The following is an 18,458-nucleotide window of genomic DNA, read 5'->3' as shown; positions in this document are numbered from 1 at the left end:
AATTAACATCCGAAAACGAGTAATTTTACTCAGTTGGTGAGCCTGATTCCTCCCAAGCGTGCCAGCCGCCGGTCATCGACCAGACGTTCGTATAGCCCATTTTTTGCAAATTATCGGTCGCAAGTGCTGAGCGAAAGCCGCCGCCGCAGTAGAGGATGATCTCGGCATCCTTGTCGGGGATCGTCTGAACGATATCGCGTTCGATGACGCCGCGGCCCATGTGTCTCGCACCGGTAGCGTGGGCCGAGGCGTACTCATTGTCCTCGCGAACGTCTATCAGAGTCGCCCCATTCGCCACGCGTTCCTTCGTTTCGTCCACCGAAATCTCGCGCACGTTCGGCATAACGTCATTTACCAGTATTAAGAATTCATTTGAGTGTTCCATAGATTTCCTATAAGATTACCGCAATTTCCACGACAACTGACCGTTCAGACAACATAGTTTTTAACGAAACTAGATTTTTAGATCATAGGAGAAGATTACATGAAGAATATTTCACTATTTTTGGTTGTACTATTTTGCATCGGCCTCACAGGCTGCAGCAAAGACGCGGAGATAAATGCGTTTATCACAGACTTTGACGCCGCGACGAAAGAGATCGTCGCCAAGATCGATGCCAACCCCACGGCTGCCGGGATGGACGAAGCCCAAAAGGCGTTTGATGGGAAAAAAGCGAGCCTGAAGGCAAAGTTTGACGGCATTAAAGGTGCTATGGGATTTCAGGTGAGCGCGGACACGAAGAAAAAGCTCGAGGAGAGCATGGCGAACAGCGGGAAAGCCCTGCTCGACGTTTCGATGAAAAACGCAATGAAACTAGCGACGGACAAGGAAGCCACTGCTAAATTTAAGACGCTTCTGAATGATTTTCAATCGACTTTCGCGGTAACAAAGTAGCTCCGCAGCGGATGGAAACTGACGCGGTGAGACATCGAGGCTCACCGCGTTTTTGTTTGTATGCGGTTAACTCGCTATAATTCTCCTTTGGCTATATATCTCACTTTTTATCAGAGGACACTACATTGGCAGAACAATTTGACGTAACAATCATCGGATCAGGACCAGGCGGCTATGTCGCTGCGGTCCGCGCGGGACAGCTTGGACTAAAGGTCGCGATCATCGAGAAGGAAAAAGATGCTCGTCTCGGCGGCACCTGCGGCCTTCGCGGCTGTATCCCGACAAAAGCTTTGCTCAACGCGGCTCATTTGTATGAAAAAGCCAGCCATTTTGAGAACTTTGGCCTCAAAGTCACGGGATTGAGCTACGACTGGGCAGGCGTTCAGAAATATAAATCCGATGTCGTCGCCAAAAACTCAGCCGGCGTGACCTATCTGATGAAAAAGAACAAAGCCACCATATTCAACGGCTTTGGCAAGATCGTCGGAAAAGGCAAGGTCGAGGTCGCTCTCGCTGACGGCAAGAAGGAGACGATCGAAACCAAGAACATCATTATCGCTACCGGTTCCGTGGTGCGTCCAATTCCGGGATTTGAAACCGACGGTAAACAGGTCGTCAATTCCGATCACATTCTTGAACTCACCAAGGTTCCGAAGTCAATGATCGTGATGGGCTCCGGAGCCGTGGGCGTGGAATTCGCGAGTGTCTACCACCGTTTCGGCTGCGATACCACGGTAGTCGAACTGATGGACCGCATCGTGCCGATCGAGGACGCGGATGTTTCGAAAGAACTCGCCCGCTCTTTTAAAAAATCCGGCATCAAATGCGAGACCGGCATCAAACTCGACAAACTGACCAAGGACAAAAAAGGCGTTAAGGTTTCCGGTAAGAATTCAAAAGGTGTTGATGTGACTTTCGAAGCTGAAATGCTCCTCGTCGCCGTCGGCCGCATGCCGTCGATCGAAGGCATCGGCCTCGAAAATACCAAGGTCGTTGTCAACCCGCGCGGCACGATCAAGGTCAACGAATACTGTGAGACCGACGAACCAAACGTTTTCGCCATCGGCGACGTGATCGACACCGCCTGGCTTGCTCACCTCGCGTCGAAGGAAGGTATTCTCGTCGTCGAAAAGATCGCCGGCAAAAAGGTCGAGCCGATCAAACAAAATCTCGTCCCGAACTGCACATACTGCGACCCCGAAGTCGCCAGCGTCGGCCTGACCGAAGAAAAAGCCAAAGCCGCAGGCTACGACGTAAAGGTCGGCAAATTCCCGTTCTCGGCGTCGGGTAAAGCTCGCATCCTCGGCGAGACTGACGGCTTCGTCAAGATCGTCTCCGAGAAAAAATACGACGAGGTCCTCGGCGTCCACATCATCGGCCCCCACGCCACCGAACTCCTTGCCGAAGCCTGCGTCGGCATGGCTCTAGAAACAACTGCCGACGAACTAGGCCGCATCATCCACGCCCACCCAACCGTTTCCGAAGCCGTAATGGAAGCCGCCGAAGGTGTGCATGATCTGACTATTCATATGTAAAGCTTTCGAGCATTCGTATAGCGTAATTGGAACGAGAGGCTATCTGCCTCTCGTTTTTTTGTTATACTTCCGCTAACCAAACACAACTTAGAAAGTTCAGATCTCCGAGCAGAAGCGGCCATGAACAAATACAAGAATCTTCACAAATGGATGATCATCCCGCTGGTCGTCATGCAGCTAGGAATATTCATGGACTATTGGGGCGACTTCTCTGAGAATGCGTGGTCGGTACATGTCCATTATTGGACGGGAACGGCCTGGTATCTCTTTCTCATTCTTCAGCCGTACTATGCGACCCACGGCCAGATAGTTAGACACAGAACGCTTGGGATAATCGGTATGTTCGTCGCCGGCGGCGTCTGCCTGACGGCACTGAGCATGATGTATCGCGATTTCGCGTCAGCACAGAATTCGATCGCCAATCCTGAGCGATTCGGCCCGTTTCAAGCCTGGTTCTTTTATGGAGTCGCGGCGGTCGAGATCGTGATGATGACAGCATTCGGCTATGCGGTCATCAAGAGCATAATCCATCGCAAAGAGATCGAAAATCATTCGTGGTGGCTGATCTCGACAGTATTTTTGATAATGATGCCTGCGTTAGCACGTGGGATACAATTCGCTTGGATCGGTATAAACTTTAGTGACTGGCCAAACGTCAACATAATGACGCCCGTCTACATTGGTCAAGGTCTACTAATCGGAATGATCGTGCTCGCCGCGTGGAAATTTGGCACACTAAGGCACCCTGCGACCTATATCGCAATTGGCGTTAACCTCTTTGTTTGTCTTCTCGAGCCGCTCGGCCGCTCAGCGACTGTCGTGGCGTTCTTGAAGGCCTTGATCAAAGGTTAGGTCTGGCTCTTTACGGTATAGACATCCTCGCCTCCGTCCATTTCCCTCTCGTAAAATCCGGAAACTTGATCGGCATCGAGCCTTTTTGGACCGATATTTCGCTCAAAGGGCCGGGAGCCGACCACGCGGCGGCGTCGTAGACGTCCATGTCGGGGACGAGGCCTTCGCGGAAGCATTGGACTAGACGCCAGCACATTAGATAATCCATGCCGCCGTGGCCGCCGAGTTTGCGGGCCTGTTCGCCTTCGAAACGCCAGAGGTCGTGTTCGTATTTGGCTTTGTAGGCGTCGATCGGCTGCCATTGGTGGCCACCTTTGTCTTTTTCGATATAGATGCGCGACGGGTAATCGCGAAACACGCCGTTGGTTCCCTGGATCAGATTAATTCGGTCGTACGGCCGCGGTGTCGAAACGTTGTGCTGAACCATGATCGTCCGGCCTTTGGCGGTTTTGATCAGGTTTGTGCTGTAATCGCCGCATTTGTAGACTTCCTTTTGACGCGGGTCGTCAGCCGCGAGCTTTTCTTTTCTAAATTCCTGCAGCCCCAGACTTCCCGAGTTCATCGCCACCATGTGGTCAAAACGGTCGCCGCGATTGATGTTCATGTAATTCGCGACCGGGCCGAGGCCGTGGGTGGGATAGAGATTGCTGTCACGTAAAGTGTGATGCCTGCGGCGCCATAAACCTTCATCACGAGTCTCAAACAATATCTCCCGCAGGTCGTGATTGTACGCACCTTCGCCGTGCACGATATCGCCGAGCAATCCGGCTCGGACGATGTTCAGGATCAGCAGCTCGTCGTAATCGTAGCAGCAATTCTCCATCATCATCATGTGCTTTCGGGTCTTTTCTGAAGTATCAACGAGAGCCCACAGATCCTTAAGCGTGTATCCCGCCGGAACCTCACTGCACGCGTGTTTCCCCGCATTCATCGCCGCCAAGGCCTGCGGCACGTGCCATTCCCAGGGCGTTGCGATATAGACGACATCGATGTCGTCGCGTTTGAGCAATTCCTCGTAGCCGAGATCGCCTTTGACGTAAACTGCCGGTGCGGGCTGGCCGGCTTTCTCAAGGATCGCCTTAGCTTTATCAGCCTTTTCCTGAACCACATCGCAAACCGCCGTGATCTTCACATTCGGAATATTCACGAATTCGCTCAGAATGCTGCGTCCGCGAAGTCCGGTGCCGATCATCGCAACCCGAACCGTATCGCGCTTTTCGAGCGGCACGCCGATCATCGTTTTCCCAACCGGGGCCGAACCTGCGATCAGTTCGCTGAGCACAGTCTCATTCTCAGCCGCAGCCTTCGTTTCAACGCCAAACAGGCTCAGTCCCAGCCCCGCCAACGCAGTATTTCGCAGCATCTCGCGGCGAGTTTGTTTGTTTTCGCTCATTTTTGTAGTTTCCTGATGAAGATGATAGAACTCCTTAATATTACACCTGGAATTGTTTCCCCTCAAACCAGTTTCCCGTTACAATTAGGTTTTTATGAATGCCACCGCCACATCCTATCCGCGTAACAAGATCAAGATCCTTTTGCTCGAGAATATTTCTGACGCTGCCGTCGCTGAGTTAGAGGCTGGTAATTACCATGAGATCACGCGACTTGGCGGGGCTTTGAGCGAGGCCGAGCTGATCGAGGCAGTGAAAAGCGTGCATCTGATCGGCATCCGGTCTAAGACGCATATCTCGAGAGCGGTTATCGACGCGGCGGACAAACTTCTTGCCATCGGAGCCTTCTGCATCGGCGTCAATCAGATCGATCTGCAGGCGGCGACGGAAAAGGGCGTCGCGGTCTTTAATGCTCCTTATTCTAATACGCGGTCCGTCGCCGAGCTTGTCATCGGCCTTTGCGTGATGCTGATCCGCAAAATTGCGGATAAGAACGCGGCCGCGCATCGCGGTGAATGGCTGAAAGAAGCAAAAGGCAGTTACGAGCTTCGCGGCAAGACACTTGGGATCATCGGCTACGGTAACATCGGTTCGCAGGTTTCGATAATGGCAGAGGCGATGGGGATGCAGGTGGTCTATTTCGACATCGCCATCAAACTGCCGCACGGGAATGCAAAACAGATCCGTGAACTCTCAGACCTGCTTGAACAGTCCGATATCGTTACTCTACACGTTCCGTCGGATGCGACCACGCGGAATATGATCAATTCCGAAACGCTCCATAAAATGCGGAAAGGCAGCATCCTGATCAATTACAGCCGCGGAGACGTCGTTGACCTTGATGCTCTGAAAACCGCGATCGACGAAGGCGTGATCGTTGGAGCCGCGGTCGATGTTTTTCCGCAGGAACCTGAAAAGAACAGCGATAAATTTGAGACGGTTCTTCAGAATCTGCCCAACGTCATTCTCACGCCGCATATCGGCGGTTCGACCGAGGAAGCCCAGGCAAACATCGGCCTCGACGTGACCGCAAAGCTCATCAAATACCTCGAATTCGGCACCTCCGAAGGCTCACACACCGTTCCGCCCGTTTCCCTGCCGCCGCAGGCCGGAACGCACCGCATACTGCACATTCACCAAAACATCCCCGGCGTCCTCGGCGAGATCAACTCACGACTCTCAGCCCGCGGCATCAACATCGTCGGCCAGTATCTCAAGACCAACGAGACGATCGGCTACGTCATCCTCGATATCGACTCGGCCCTTTCAAAGGATGCGTTCGAGATCCTGAAGGACGTGGGCGGCACGATCAAAACGCGGATGATCTACTGATCGAAACCCAAAAAATCTGGGGCGGAATTTTTCTGTAAAAACATGCGCGGTCCCCAAACGCACTCAAAAAGTGTGAATCGATTCACACTTTCCCCAAAACGCCCGTATTTACGACAGTCTGTAACCAAAACCACCCGATTGGTCAAAGGAAAATCACCTCTACCAACGACAAAAAGCCGAGATTGGTCGAAGGACTTTGCGAGATTGGTCGAACGTTAAATGGAAGAAAAAATGCCTGCAAAAAAGCACTTTGTCGGGTTTGAAAACCGCCTTACGCTCCGAGCGCCAAACTCCGACTGGAGCGGCGAGCATCCCTGCTTGCCACGCTGCGGCCTCCGCAGTGTAATGCGCGTGATCGTTCTCGACCTGGTTTGATCGCCGACGCTCAACACCGGCAAAGCCCAGGTGTGCAAGCAAGGATGCTCGCCGCTCCAGTCCGGTCGTCACACCATCAGATTTTCTTATAACTGCGTGCATTTTCATGCTACGATGCACGCATGAAAACTCTTTTGCTGATTTCCCTGTTGGCGGGTTTGTCGTTTGGTCAGTCCATCCCACAATGCAATGTGGCGGTTGAAAAGCTTCCAGTGGTGCATGGCATCAGATTGAGAATGCCGGTGTCGGAGCTCGTCAAGCTTCCAGTTGTCGAAAAGCCTTCCCGCACGCCCGTCGGAGCGCGGGATTTCGAATCCGAGAAGCGAGTCGAAACCAAGGGTGGCAAAGATCGTCCGCTGTTCTACCTGCGCACTTTTGACGAAAAGGTATTTGCGCTTGTGGTTTATGACGAAACTATCTCGGCGAATATTGACGATTTTGTGTTAAGACTCACGAATACCCTCAACTTGCCGCTCAGTTCCTGGTACAAACATTCCAACTCTCAGATCATTTCCTGTCAGGAGTTTGAAATAACGGTCAACCCGACACCTAATTATCTAACGCTGCTCGATCTCCCAGGCTCCAAAACGGTCCTTCGTGCCGCAGAGGCTGAAATTCAGAAACGGTGGAAGCCGTAGCCATCAAAACTGCCATGGCCGAAAAACCTTTACATTATTGCCGCCGCAAACTACATTTGTTGAAAAGGGGATTTTGCAATGAGATTTAGATCGGCGGACGGTGTCTTTCGTTTTTTTCTTTCTCTACTGATCGTTTTTGGTTTCGTGATCGCGCCTGACGCGGCTTTGGCTGCGTCGGTGGACCGGACTGCGCTTTCGGCGGATCAGCGGGTGGTGCAGGTTTTGTCGCGATTGACTTTTGGGGCGCGGCCGGGGGATGTGGAGCGGGTGAGGAAGATGGGCGTTGAGGCGTTTATCGCGCAGCAGCTTGACCCGGATTCGATCGATGATTCGGCTTTGATGAAACGGCTTGAGAAGCTGCCGACTTTGAATCTTTCTACGCCTGTTCTCGCGGAGCAGTATAATCCGCCGAAGCCCGTTCAGTTGGCAGTGGGCGGTGGGCAGTTGGCAGGGGCAGGAACACCGACGCCGGCTCAGGTGGCGGTTGGCAGTGGGCAGTCGGCGGTCCCACAGATGGTGAAGCCGATGGAAATGCAGGCGGCAGAAATGCAGCCTTCGCCGACCCCGACTGTGAAACCCAGCCCCACGCCGACGCCTAAGAATCCGCAGATGGTGATCACGGAATTGCAGCGGGCTAAGCTCTTGCGGGCGGTTTATAGCGAGCGGCAACTGGGTGAGATGGTGGTGGATTTTTGGGAAAACCATTTCAGCATTTACGGGAATAAGGATGCGACGCGGTGGATGATGACTTCGTTTGACCGTGATGTGGTGCGGCCGTTTTCGTTTGGAAGGTTTCGCGATCTGTTGGGAGCGACGGCGAAGTCGCCCGCGATGCTTTTTTACCTCGACAACTGGCAATCGAGCCTTTTGAAAGAATATCCCGCGACCAAAGACAAACCGGCACGCAAATCGGGCGGCATCAATGAGAACTACGCCCGCGAGCTTTTGGAGCTGCACACGATGGGCGTCGATGGCGGTTACACGCAGAAAGACGTACAGGAAGTCGCCCGCTGCTTCACCGGCTGGAGCATTCGCAAACCCAACGAAGAAGGGCTGTTTGTTTACAATCCCGGCAATCATGACAATGGCGAAAAGACCGTGCTCGGCGTCAAGATCCCGGCCGGCGGCGGCATCGGTGACGGCGAACGCGTCCTCGATATTCTTGCCAAAAATCCGAAGACTGCGCAGTTCATTTCGACAAAGTTAGCCCGCCGTTTTCTTGGTGACAACCCTTCGCCGGTGGTCATCGACCGGGCGGCGAAAACGTTTCTCGCGACCGACGGTTCGATCAGGGAGACGCTGCGAAGCATTATCACTTCGCCGCAGTTTTTTAACACGGCCTCGTTTCAGACGAAGGTGAAATCGCCGTTCGAGTTTGTCGCCTCGTCGCTCCGCATCACAAATGCCGAGACCGACGGCCAGCGGCCCGTGCTCGACTGGATCACCAAAATGGGCCAGCCCGTTTACGGCCGCCTGACACCAGACGGCTACCCCGACAAAAGCAGCGAATGGCTCTCAAGCAACGACCTGCTCGCCCGGTTCAATTTCGCCTCCGCCCTCGCGATGAACACGATCAAGGGCACGACGGTAAATACCGCCAAGCTGATAACGCACGACAAAACGCCATTAACCCGGGCCGGTTTCGCTCGTCAGATGATCATCGGCACAGTCTCCGACAAGACCCTCGCCGCGATCGAAAAACTAACCGTCGATCTGCCGCCGCCAACCATGGTCCAAACCTCGGCCCCCGCAAAACCCGAACCCGCCGACGCACGAGAAAAAGCCCTGAATAGCCAGCTCGTCGCCCTTGCTCTTGGTGCGCCGGAGTTTCAGAGGAAGTAACCGACTGGAGCGGCGAGCATCCCTGCTTGCCACACTGCGGCTTCCGCAGTGTTACGTTCGCGGGCTTTCTCAATTTGATTCTGGCTCAGGGCTTTACACCGATGAAGCATCGATGTGGCAAGCAGGGATGCTTGCCGCTCCAGTCCGCCGCTCCAGTCGGCCGCTCCAGCCCGCGCTTCAGTCGGTGTCTCTTTCAGTGCGAGTGATTATCGGTTAGAATCGAACCCATGAAAATTGCGAAGATCGCTATATTTGTGTGCTCTGTTTGCGCGCTTTCGATGACGGCATTTGGTCAGTGGGTCAGGCAGACGGTTGAGACGAAGGCCAGCTTTCGCGGGCTTTCGGTTGTCAGCGAAAAGGTCGTTTGGGCGAGCGGGACTGGTGGAACTGTGATCCGAACGGTTGACGGCGGTGCGACGTGGAAAGTGATAGCCGTGCCTGATGCAGCGAAACTCGATTTTCGCGACATCGAGGCGTTCGACGAGAATACTGCCTATATTCTCAGCATCGGCAATGGAGACAGCTCACGTATATATAAAACAGTTGACGGTGGAGCGACGTGGAAACAGCAGTTCGTCGGAACGCAAAAAGAGACGTTCTTCGACGCTCTCGCGTGTTGGGACAAAAACAACTGCCTCGCCATGAGCGACCCCGTCGGCGGGCATTATTATCTGATCGCGACCAAGGACGGCGAAAAATGGGATCCGGTCGTGAGCAACAAAATGGCCGCGACGATCGATGGTGAAGCCGCCTTTGCCGCGAGCGGAACCTGCCTGATCGCGAATGGCAAAACTAACGCCTTCATCGTCTCCGGCGGCGACGCGGCCCGCGTTTTCAAATCGACTGACCGCGGCGTGACGTGGACGGTCGCAAATTCGCCGATCGTCTCCGGCACCTCAGGCAGCGGCATTTTCTCGATCGCCATGTGGGACACCAAAAACGGCGTCATCGTCGGCGGCAACTACGAAAAGCCTACTGAGAATAGATCGAATCTTGCCTTCACCACCGACGGCGGAACGACTTGGACCGCCGCGAAGGGCCTTTTCGGCTACCGCTCGGGAGTCGCCTACGTTGACAGCAAACACATCGTTGCCGTGGGTTCGGGCGGCTCGGACATGTCCGTTGACGGCGGCAAAACCTGGACGAATATCGACAAGCTAAATTGGAACGCCGTGCAGGCAAAAGGCAAGAAGGCCATTTGGGCCGTCGGAGCCAGCGGGCTCGTCGCGGTGATGAAATGAGCTTCGCGTGGTACGACGTCATCGGCACGCTCGGAACGGCGATCATCATCATCACTTACGTTCTGCTCCAACTCGAGCGGGTGCGGAGCGAGCAATTGCTCTATTCGCTGCTAAATGCCGCCGGGGCGGCGTTGATCATCATTTCGCTTTGCTTTAACTTTAATTTCCCGGCGTTCGTTGTTGAATTTTTCTGGTTATTGATCAGCCTGTTCGGCATAGCGAAATATATTTGGCTGCAGCAAAACAAACCTGAGACGAAGTAAGGATTAGGTCGCTTATGGTTTTCCTGATCCTCAACTTTTTCCAGTACACGGAAAAGAAGTACGCTGACCCAACATTTAGCATCTTTATGGGGCTCGGAGCCGTTACCCTTTTGGGTATTGGCGTTTATTATGCAGTAAAAATTGGCACGAAGAAGCGAGCGGCAAATGATAGGATCTGGGAAGAAGCTACGACGGCTCTTGGGCTGATACGTAGTGAAGACTGGAGTTTTGGCGTAAAGCCCATGAAGGGTACGATAGACGGTCGTGACGTCGTGTTTTCATCGCTTAGCGTGGAGCTAAAGTACTCGTGGACCCATCGGCTCTATCGTTATAACCTGTGCCGTCTTTCATTCAACTCTCCGCTGGGAACGGCATTTGGCGTGATACCGAAAACGGCCAATCTGTGGCAGAACGTGGGTGGAAATATTCCTTTGCACCATGCCACTTTTAATGAGCATTTTAAGGTTTGGGCGGAGGACAAAGACTTCCTGACCGAGCTTTTAACAACGCCCCTTGATGAAGAGGGTGGGCCGAAGCTCACCGATGAGCTGGCGGATCGGGCGGATCGGCAACAGCAGTGGGTTCATTTTACCGAATCGATTCTAGAGTTCGGTTACCGTTATAAAGATCGTTATGACCTGAAAGAGAACGACGATCTCGAAGCTCAGCTTCGAAAGACCTTCAGCGAGGCTGTGGAATTTGCTGCGAGGGTCGAACGCCGTGTCGAAAGGCTCCGCCAACGGACGCCTTCGATCCACTTACAGGATCAACTATGAAATGGATCGTCGAAAGAGCTAGATATCTCTCATACATTCCTATATTCGGGATGCTTGTTGGCGTGCTCGCTGCGATCTATGTAGGCGCGGAAAAGACGGTCAAGGTCGTTCAGATCGCGGTGTTGCATTATGAGACCAACAGCCCGACACTCTATATTTTATTTGAGGCTCTCGACAGTTTTCTGGTGGCGGTCGCGTTGCTTGTTATTTCGGTAAGCCTTTATGAACTGTTCATCGGCGGGCTAAAGGTGCCGGATTGGATGCTCGTTAAGAACCTCGACGAGTTGAAAGCAAAATTCGGCTCAGTGCTGATCCCGATCATGGCTGTGAAGTTCGTGCAGAAGCTTTTGCAGTCAGACAGCTCACTCGAAACACTGTATTACGGGATCGCCGTCGCTCTCGTGTCCTTTGCATTGACCGCATTCAACTTCGTCGCTGACCGGCACAAAGAAGCCGACAGGTCTAATGAATCAACCGAAAACGAGACGCGGGCGGAAGACCTTAAGATCAAATAGCATAATTATGCATAGCTTCACGAGCGTTCCATTCAAAGCTAAGACATTTCACGGACTCTCTGAAGTCAATGGGGTGGCAAAATTTTCCGGCGCCGGGATCGTGCTTGAGTTTGAGACCAAGCTCTTTGGCCTGATCTCAGACGGCGTAAAGGAAAGCCGCATTCCGATCGGCGAGGTGATGGACATTAAGTTCAGGAAAGGAGTGTTCAAACGGGGTGCAAAGATCGAGATCCGCACGAAATCCCTCGCCACCATGGTCAACCTGCCGAATGAGGACGGCAAACTGATCCTCAAGCTAAAACCCGAGGATTTCGACCGTGCCCGCGAAGCCGTCGACCGCCTCGTCCGCGACATCGCCACCCACGAAGCCGCCCTGCCGCCAGCACACACGCCGGTGAGTGTACTATTTGATGCAGGTGAGGATGAGACGCAGGAGTTGAAGAATGAGTGACTTATTTGAATGGGATCCTAATAAAGCGAGCAGCAATTTCAGAAAACACGGCGTGTCTTTTCAAGAGGCTACGTCGATTTTTGGCGATCCGCTCTCGATCACGATCTCAGATCGGAAACATTCTGACATCGAAGACCGATTTCTAATTACCGGATATTCTAATGCAGGCAGGCAAATAGTTGTCTCTCATGCCTTCAGGAATGGTAAGATTAGGATAATTTCGGCAAGAATAGCTACACCGGCGGAGCGAAGAAATTATGAACGGAATAGATGAAGAAGATGACGAAATGCTTGACGAATACGACTTTTCCGATGGTGTTCGCGGGAAATATGTTGATCTCGTCGCCGCGGCAGGCTTGATCAGGCTTGAGCCTGACGTGGCCAAGGTTTTTACGACCTCAGAGTCAGTAAACGCAACTCTGCGAGGTTTGTTACCTGTAATTAACGCTCAAGCTGAAAAGCTGCAGCACAACTGACTGTTTGTCCGCCTCCGCAGGAGTCCGACTATGAGACGGAGAATCGTAATTGTTTTTCTCAACATCGCGATAATGTTCGCACTTCCCGTTTATTCTCTATCTAAGACTACCGGATCTAGCTGCTTCGAATATCGACCACCTTCACGGGCAGTAACCTATTTTCGCTCAGTTAAGCGTAGTGTTAAGAAATTGTTCGGTCTGTACAAATATTCCTGTATTCTAATTAACCAATACCCAAACGTAGATCGATTGATCCTGAATCGAGGCATCATCGATCTTTCCTCCGGAGTAAACACCTCGGTGGAAGTAACAACCGAAGCGGCGGATCACGAAAACGATGTACTAACTCACATGTACGACGTTTCGGGCGGCAGCATCGTGGGCGTTGGCAGAAATGTAATTTGGAGGCTTGATGGCTCTGCTCCTGGCCGTTACTCGATCAGAGCGTGGGTGGATGATGGTATGGGTGACTGCGGACGGAGCCTAACCCAGACTATTGTAGTAGTAGACTCCGAGAATTAAAGTAATGCACACGAAAGATCTTAGGAGATCTTCTAACCGATAGCTTAAGCAAAACAAATGGGATCAAGGCAGTTCTCGAAACTGCTTTGATCCCATTCCACAAAATCTACTTAATTACTGAGCCATTCTCGGATCTGGTTTCGCCACAACCTTGTATTCCTTTGGCGGATCGACGCCGAGGAGGTTTTTGACGAAGTAATCCCAGCGGCGGCGCATCATGTAGTTCGAGTCGGCGCCGTAGCCGTGACGGGCGTTCGGGAAGATGATCAGGTCAAAATCCTTGTTGGCTTTGACGAGAGCATCGACCACGAGATACGTGTTGTACGGCGGGACGTTGTCGTCCATGTTGCCGTGGGCGAGCAGGAGTTTGCCCTGCAGGTTTTTAGCGTATTCCTGATTTGCCTGCGTTTTGTAATTATCGCCCGAGAGAAGGCCGATGTAGCGTTCGCCCCAGTCGTCTTCGTAGTTGCGGTTATCGTGATTGCCCGATTCCGAGATGCCGACCTTGTAGAATTCCGGATGGCGGAACATCGCCGCGGCGGTCGCAAAACCGCCGCCCGAATGGCCCCACACGCCGACGCGGGTCGTGTCCATGTACGGATACTTCGCGGCGAGCTGCTTGATGCCTGAGATCTGATCTTCGAGTGTGTTGTCGGCCATGTTGCCGTAGCAGACGTCGTGGAACGATTTCGAACGGTCAGGGTTACACGTTCCGTCGATGATCACGACCACAAATCCGAGTTCCGCGAGAGCTTGATGATCTCCGCGCGAAGCCGAGAACGAACGTCCGCCCACGCCGCCGCCCTGCGGGCCGGGATAGATGTAGTTGATGACCGGATATTTTTTCGCGGGATCGAGATTTGTCGGCGTGAACATCAAGCCGTAGAGATCCCATCTCGCGTCGCGTGATTTGACAGTGATCGGCGTGACCGGCTTCCAACCGGCGGCACGCAGACGCGACACGTCGGCCTTTTCGAGATCAGCGATCTTTTTTCCGTTCGTATCTCTTAAAACCGCGACAGGGGGCACATCGGGTTTGGAATAGTTGTCGACGATATACTTGCCATCCGGCGAAAGTGTTACCTGGTGGTTGCCGTCTTCAGGAGTCAAAAGCTGGAGGCCGGTTCCGTCAAAATTAATCTTGTAGAAATGCGAGAAATACGGATCACGTCCGGCTTCGCGGCCGTTTGCGTTGAAGTATATGACACGCGCTTTTGGGTCGATCTTCTCTACCGCCGTGACGACAAAATTGCCTTTCGTGATCTGGTTCTTTACCTTGCCGGTCGTCAAGTCGTAGAGGTATAAATGGCCCCAGTCATCGCGTTCCGAGTACCAGATCGCTTCGTTGGTTGTTGGGTAATATTCCCAGTTCTCACGGCCCTGGCCTGATTCGTACTGTGTTTTAACGACTTCCTCAAATACTTCGCGAATGTCGCCCGTCGCGACGTTTGCGACCCGCAGTTTTGCTACCTTGTGGTCACGCGAGCTTGAGATAAATGCAAATGTCGCTCCGTCGTTGCTCCAACGCATATCGCCCGTTGAAATATCGTCGCCCAAAGTGCCGCGATGCTCGTCCGGCGCCATCTTGAATCGAACCATCTTACCAGTCTCAACATCGATCACGACGCGATGGAGCTTGGCGATCTCTTTGTCGGTCGGAAGCGGATATTTCCAGGCTTCGAGCTTTCCGGCTCCGACTGCGGTCGATGCGAGATACATATCGCTGACATGACGCTGATCCTGCTGAAAGGTTGCAACCTTTTTCGAATCCGGCGACCACAGAACGATCGGGCGGTCGCTGTGCCTCCAGCCGGCGTTGTCTGTCGCGTAGCCGAAATCCTTTACACCGTCGGTCGTTAGCTGCGTTTCCTTGCTCGACGCGATGTCTTTAACCCAGAGATTCCAGTCTTTGATATAAACCTGTTTCTTACCGTCCGGCGATGTCGATACCAGACCGCCGCCGCCAAATCGTCCGCCAGGGCCGGCCGGTCCGGCTGGAGCGGTGACGCCGATAGCTGCCGCGGTCGCGCCCGTCTGACGTGAACCGTCAACCGGGTTGATCATCACAAATTCCCGCCCCGTAGCGGTGAGAACGCTGTACCAAAAGCGCCCGTCCGGCAAAAAAGTAGGCCGAACGCCGGCACGGTCAACGAACGGAGCCGTGCCCGACGCCAGCATCTTGGAAGCGCGATCATAATCGGCCGAGCTCAAAGGCTGCTGGGCAAATGCCATCGAGGCGAATGCCAGTAAAATAGACGCAAAGGTAACTATCGAGATTCTTTTCATTGGGTTTCTATCCGATCCTGAATTTTTGGTTGCGACAATTCATTTGTCAGTTCTGTAGTGAGTTGAAACATATTCTATCTCACACACGGCTTTTGTCACAGAAAAGCCGCGTATTTGATATTATTTTGATTTCACGTTTCTAGGGTTGTATTACGCAGTCGGGAGAAAAAAGTATGCCGAAATATGTGATCGAGAGAGAAATTCCGGGCGTTGGCGATTCGACAGCCGATGCTCTGCAGGCGGTTTCGCAAACATCGTGCAGCGTTTTGAAGGATCTCGGCCCGCAGATCCAATGGGTCCAAAGCTATGTGACCGGCGACAAGATCTATTGTGTGTACATCGCCCCGAATGAGGATATGATACGCGAACACGCCACGCGCGGCGGCTTTCCCGCCAACCGGATCTCCGAGATCAAGGCGATCATCGACCCGACCACAGCAGAAGTCTAAATGGCCCAAAGAGAAATAGAACTTGGCCGCCAAACGGCGACCCACGTCATCGCACCCGCTTACATCCAGCGCGCGGTCTTTATCGCCGTCCTCTCCTTCATGTTCTTTCTGGCAATGATCTTTGCCGCCTACATTCGTCCGCACATCCTGTATTTCTTTCTGGCAACGGCATTTCTGATCGTTTATCTGATAACGATGTTCTCATTTGTAATGCAGCGAAAAGCCAATGTCGAGGTTTACGAAAATGGCTTTAGATACCGGAAGAATATCGTGCTATGGAATGAGATCAGGGAGGTGAGCGAGAACGGTGTGGTTAGTTTCGGAAGCGGAAAAACACTGACCATTCCCAGTACTCTGAACAATGCTGGGAATGTTGTTAGTGAAATAAGACGGCGTGCGTCGATCTAAGCGGCGAAGCGACTGGAGCGGCAAGCATCCCTGCTTGCCACACCGAGGCTTCCTCGGTGTTCGACTATCGCAAACTTTTATCAATCTCGGTGCATAAGCGGTTTTCAACCGCTGGCAAGCAGAGATGCTTGCCGCTCCAGTCACCGGTGCTCCAGTCTGTTTCTCTTAATCTCACATTTTTTGTATTCTTTTAAGTTGACCTATCGTTTGTGTCGGTCAGCGGAGAATTTATGAGCATTGAAGTCGTAATGCCCCAGATGGGCGAATCGATAACCGAGGGAACCGTTTCGAAATGGCTGAAACAGGTCGGTGAACGCGTTGAAAAAGACGAGCCGATCCTCGAGATCTCGACCGATAAGGTCGATGCAGAAGTACCGAGCCCCGGAGCCGGGGTTCTGCTCGAAGTCAGAACCGCAGAAGGCGAAACTGTCGAGGTCGGAACTGTGGTAGCGGTCATCGGTGAGGAAGGTGCCGTGAGCAGTGAGCAGTCGGCGGTCAGCAGTCAGCCCGCGCCTGTCGCAGAAGCCGCCGCAGCCGTTGCTCCGCCGGAGCCAATAGTTCCAGAACCTCAGCCCGAGATCGAAGCGATAAAAATGCCCGAGCCTGAACCTGCTGCTGCTCCTGCAACTTCAACTTCAACTTCTTCAACAGAGGTCGTAATGCCCCAGATGGGCGAATCGATCACCGAGGGTACCGTTTCAAAATGGCTGAAGGCGGTCGGTGACGAAATAGAAAAAGACGAGCCGCTGCTCGAGATCTCGACAGATAAGGTCGATGCCGAAGTTCCCTCGCCAGCGGCTGGTAAGCTTCTCGCGATCAATGTTGAGGAAGGCGAAACGGTCGAGGTCGGGTCGGTTTTAGCGTTGGTTGGCGGTGGGCAGATGGCAGTAGCCAGTACACCTGCGGCTGCTCCGGTTGCAGTTCCGACTCCCGAACCAACACCGGTTGCTCCGGTTACTCCGCCAGTTCAGGCGGCCGCAGCTGCGGCTTCGTCGGCTCCGGTCTCGACGCTCAAAGTTTCTGGCTCGCTCGACGAGCTTCGCCGTCAAAAATCGAGCCCGCTCGTTCGTAACATCGCAAAAGAACACGGCATCGACATCACCAGGATCCCCGGCAGCGGCCTCAGCGGCCGTGTCACGAAGGACGATATCCTGTCGTTCATCGAAACCGGTGCAGCGCTTCGCCCGCAGGATCTGCTTGTGAAGGGTGCCGCGTCCGTCGCTGTTCCGTCAACGGCATCCGCTTCGAAGCCAAGCTTTACTGCACCGCCGATAGTGACCGCAATGGACGACCGCGTCGAGAAGATGTCGGTGATGCGGAAAAAGATATCGGAACACATGACGTTCTCAAAACAAACGTCGGCACACGTGACGAGCGTTTACGAGATCGACATGACTAATGTCGCAAAGTTCCGCAAGGCGAATCAGGACGCGTTCACAGCAAAATACGGCACAAAACTTACGTTCATGCCGTTCATCTTTCAGGCTGTAACCGCCGCGATCCGCGAGCACCGCATCGTCAATTCGCAGATCGACGGCGACAACATCGTTTATAAGGGCGATATCAACATCGGTATGGCCGTCGCGCTTGATTGGGGGTTGATCGTTCCGGTCATAAAACGTGCGGGAACTCTCTCGCTCGCCGAGCTTGCGACCACGGCGAACGACCTCGCCGATCGTGCACGAACCAAAAAACTGATGCCCGACGAAGTTCAGGGCGGAACATTTACCGTAACAAATCCCGGGGTTTTCGGCGGCCTGTTCGGCACACCGATCATCAATCAGCCGCAGGTGGCGATCCTTTGTGTCGGCACGATCGAAAAACGACCGAAGGTAATGACCACACCGGACGGCGACGATTATATCGCTATTCGCCAGATGGCATACTTTGCCCTGACGTACGACCATCGGGTGGTTGATGGGGCTGATGCCGAGAAATTCCTAGCCTATATGAAGGGCTATCTTGAGAGTGCCCCGTTCAGTATTTGATCTTTACGAAATTATCTCTGGATTCGCGGCTGTTTTTACTTGCAGCCGCGAATTACATTTTCACTCCCGTTTTACGGGCTTCATAATAAGCTCTTATACCGCTAAAGAAAATTCTTTATGCCTGTTTGGGCTTTATGTATACTTTAATACTGTGACTAGACGCTTGGGTTAGTAATCTAACAGACAACGCGGCCCTCTCGGCTAGCGTCTAGTATGAGGTTAG

The 18,458-nt window shown here is 53.1% G+C and carries 21 protein-coding genes; 18 read left to right on the top strand and 3 right to left on the bottom strand.

What is annotated here, in order from left to right; all coding sequences use genetic code 11:
* Positions 1-25: 25 nt before the first annotated feature.
* A complete protein-coding gene (locus IPG22_10755) occupies positions 26-385 on the bottom strand; it encodes a sulfurtransferase (protein MBK6588762.1) in 360 nt (119 codons plus the stop codon).
* A gap of 99 nt (positions 386-484) precedes the next feature.
* Between IPG22_10755 and IPG22_10750 the strand changes: the two genes are divergently transcribed.
* The 3 genes from IPG22_10750 to IPG22_10740 all read left to right on the top strand — a co-directional run bounded on the left by IPG22_10750 (position 485) and on the right by IPG22_10740 (position 3,282).
* A complete protein-coding gene (locus IPG22_10750) occupies positions 485-895 on the top strand; it encodes a hypothetical protein (GenBank protein ID MBK6588761.1) in 411 nt (136 codons plus the stop codon).
* Positions 896-1,020: 125 nt separating this feature from the next.
* The gene (lpdA, locus tag IPG22_10745) at positions 1,021-2,430 is read left to right on the top strand and encodes a dihydrolipoyl dehydrogenase (protein MBK6588760.1); all 1,410 of its coding nucleotides are present in this window, start codon (positions 1,021-1,023) and stop codon (positions 2,428-2,430) included.
* Between the two features lie 120 nt (positions 2,431-2,550).
* Positions 2,551-3,282, top strand: a complete 732-nt coding sequence (locus IPG22_10740; GenBank protein MBK6588759.1) for a hypothetical protein — start codon at positions 2,551-2,553, stop codon at positions 3,280-3,282.
* Between the two features lie 10 nt (positions 3,283-3,292).
* Here IPG22_10740 and IPG22_10735 read toward each other — a convergent pair whose 3' ends face one another.
* Complete coding sequence (locus IPG22_10735; protein MBK6588758.1) at positions 3,293-4,645, bottom strand: Gfo/Idh/MocA family oxidoreductase; 1,353 nt, start codon at positions 4,643-4,645, stop codon at positions 3,293-3,295.
* Between the two features lie 124 nt (positions 4,646-4,769).
* On the opposite strand from IPG22_10735, the gene serA reads away from it, so the two are divergent.
* From serA to IPG22_10675, 12 genes are all read left to right on the top strand, one after another.
* On the top strand, positions 4,770-6,005 hold the full coding sequence (gene serA / locus IPG22_10730; protein MBK6588757.1) for a phosphoglycerate dehydrogenase: 1,236 nt from the start codon (positions 4,770-4,772) through the stop codon (positions 6,003-6,005).
* Between the two features lie 219 nt (positions 6,006-6,224).
* Entirely contained in the window at positions 6,225-6,380 is a 156-nt protein-coding gene (locus IPG22_10725; protein ID MBK6588756.1) for a hypothetical protein, read from the top strand.
* A 191-nt stretch (positions 6,381-6,571) separates the two neighbouring features.
* Positions 6,572-7,018 carry a hypothetical protein gene (locus tag IPG22_10720; GenBank protein MBK6588755.1) on the top strand — a complete coding sequence of 149 codons (447 nt, stop codon included), beginning with the start codon at positions 6,572-6,574 and terminating at the stop codon, positions 7,016-7,018.
* Positions 7,019-7,096: 78 nt separating this feature from the next.
* Entirely contained in the window at positions 7,097-8,860 is a 1,764-nt protein-coding gene (locus IPG22_10715) for a DUF1800 family protein (GenBank protein ID MBK6588754.1), read from the top strand.
* Between the two features lie 278 nt (positions 8,861-9,138).
* Positions 9,139-10,101 carry a glycosyl hydrolase gene (locus tag IPG22_10710; GenBank protein ID MBK6588753.1) on the top strand — a complete coding sequence of 321 codons (963 nt, stop codon included), beginning with the start codon at positions 9,139-9,141 and terminating at the stop codon, positions 10,099-10,101.
* Positions 10,098-10,364, top strand: a complete 267-nt coding sequence (locus IPG22_10705) for a hypothetical protein (GenBank protein ID MBK6588752.1) — start codon at positions 10,098-10,100, stop codon at positions 10,362-10,364. The genes IPG22_10710 and IPG22_10705 overlap by 4 nt, the downstream gene beginning before the upstream one ends.
* Positions 10,365-10,378: 14 nt before the next feature.
* Complete coding sequence (locus IPG22_10700) at positions 10,379-11,140, top strand: hypothetical protein (GenBank protein ID MBK6588751.1); 762 nt, start codon at positions 10,379-10,381, stop codon at positions 11,138-11,140.
* Positions 11,137-11,655, top strand: a complete 519-nt coding sequence (locus tag IPG22_10695) for a YqhA family protein (GenBank protein ID MBK6588750.1) — start codon at positions 11,137-11,139, stop codon at positions 11,653-11,655. The genes IPG22_10700 and IPG22_10695 overlap by 4 nt, the downstream gene beginning before the upstream one ends.
* Positions 11,656-11,662: 7 nt before the next feature.
* Positions 11,663-12,106: a hypothetical protein gene (locus IPG22_10690; GenBank protein MBK6588749.1), complete on the top strand. Its 444-nt coding sequence runs from the start codon at positions 11,663-11,665 to the stop codon at positions 12,104-12,106.
* Positions 12,099-12,380 carry a BrnT family toxin gene (locus IPG22_10685; protein ID MBK6588748.1) on the top strand — a complete coding sequence of 94 codons (282 nt, stop codon included), beginning with the start codon at positions 12,099-12,101 and terminating at the stop codon, positions 12,378-12,380. Before IPG22_10690 ends, IPG22_10685 begins: the two co-directional genes overlap by 8 nt.
* Positions 12,364-12,582, top strand: coding sequence for a hypothetical protein (locus IPG22_10680; protein MBK6588747.1), 219 nt, complete (start codon positions 12,364-12,366; stop codon positions 12,580-12,582). The genes IPG22_10685 and IPG22_10680 overlap by 17 nt, the downstream gene beginning before the upstream one ends.
* 30 nt (positions 12,583-12,612) lie before the next feature.
* On the top strand, positions 12,613-13,104 hold the full coding sequence (locus IPG22_10675; protein MBK6588746.1) for a hypothetical protein: 492 nt from the start codon (positions 12,613-12,615) through the stop codon (positions 13,102-13,104).
* A gap of 114 nt (positions 13,105-13,218) precedes the next feature.
* Here the strand turns inward: IPG22_10675 and IPG22_10670 are convergent, their stop codons facing one another.
* Entirely contained in the window at positions 13,219-15,390 is a 2,172-nt protein-coding gene (locus IPG22_10670; GenBank protein ID MBK6588745.1) for a DPP IV N-terminal domain-containing protein, read from the bottom strand.
* Between the two features lie 173 nt (positions 15,391-15,563).
* Here IPG22_10670 and IPG22_10665 point away from each other — a divergent pair, with 173 nt between their 5' ends.
* From IPG22_10665 to sucB, 3 genes are all read left to right on the top strand, one after another.
* A complete protein-coding gene (locus IPG22_10665) occupies positions 15,564-15,839 on the top strand; it encodes a DUF4242 domain-containing protein (GenBank protein ID MBK6588744.1) in 276 nt (91 codons plus the stop codon).
* Positions 15,840-16,247 carry a hypothetical protein gene (locus tag IPG22_10660; GenBank protein MBK6588743.1) on the top strand — a complete coding sequence of 136 codons (408 nt, stop codon included), beginning with the start codon at positions 15,840-15,842 and terminating at the stop codon, positions 16,245-16,247.
* Positions 16,248-16,477: 230 nt separating this feature from the next.
* Positions 16,478-18,235 (top strand): 2-oxoglutarate dehydrogenase, E2 component, dihydrolipoamide succinyltransferase, encoded by a 1,758-nt coding sequence (gene sucB, locus IPG22_10655; GenBank protein ID MBK6588742.1) that lies wholly within the window; start codon positions 16,478-16,480, stop codon positions 18,233-18,235.
* Positions 18,236-18,458 lie beyond the last annotated feature (223 nt).

The sequence above is a fragment of the Acidobacteriota bacterium genome (assembly GCA_016703965.1).
GTDB lineage: Bacteria > Acidobacteriota > Blastocatellia > Pyrinomonadales > Pyrinomonadaceae > OLB17.
The sequence above is the reverse complement of the archived record's forward strand: the minus strand, read 5'-3'. Positions and strand labels throughout refer to the sequence as shown.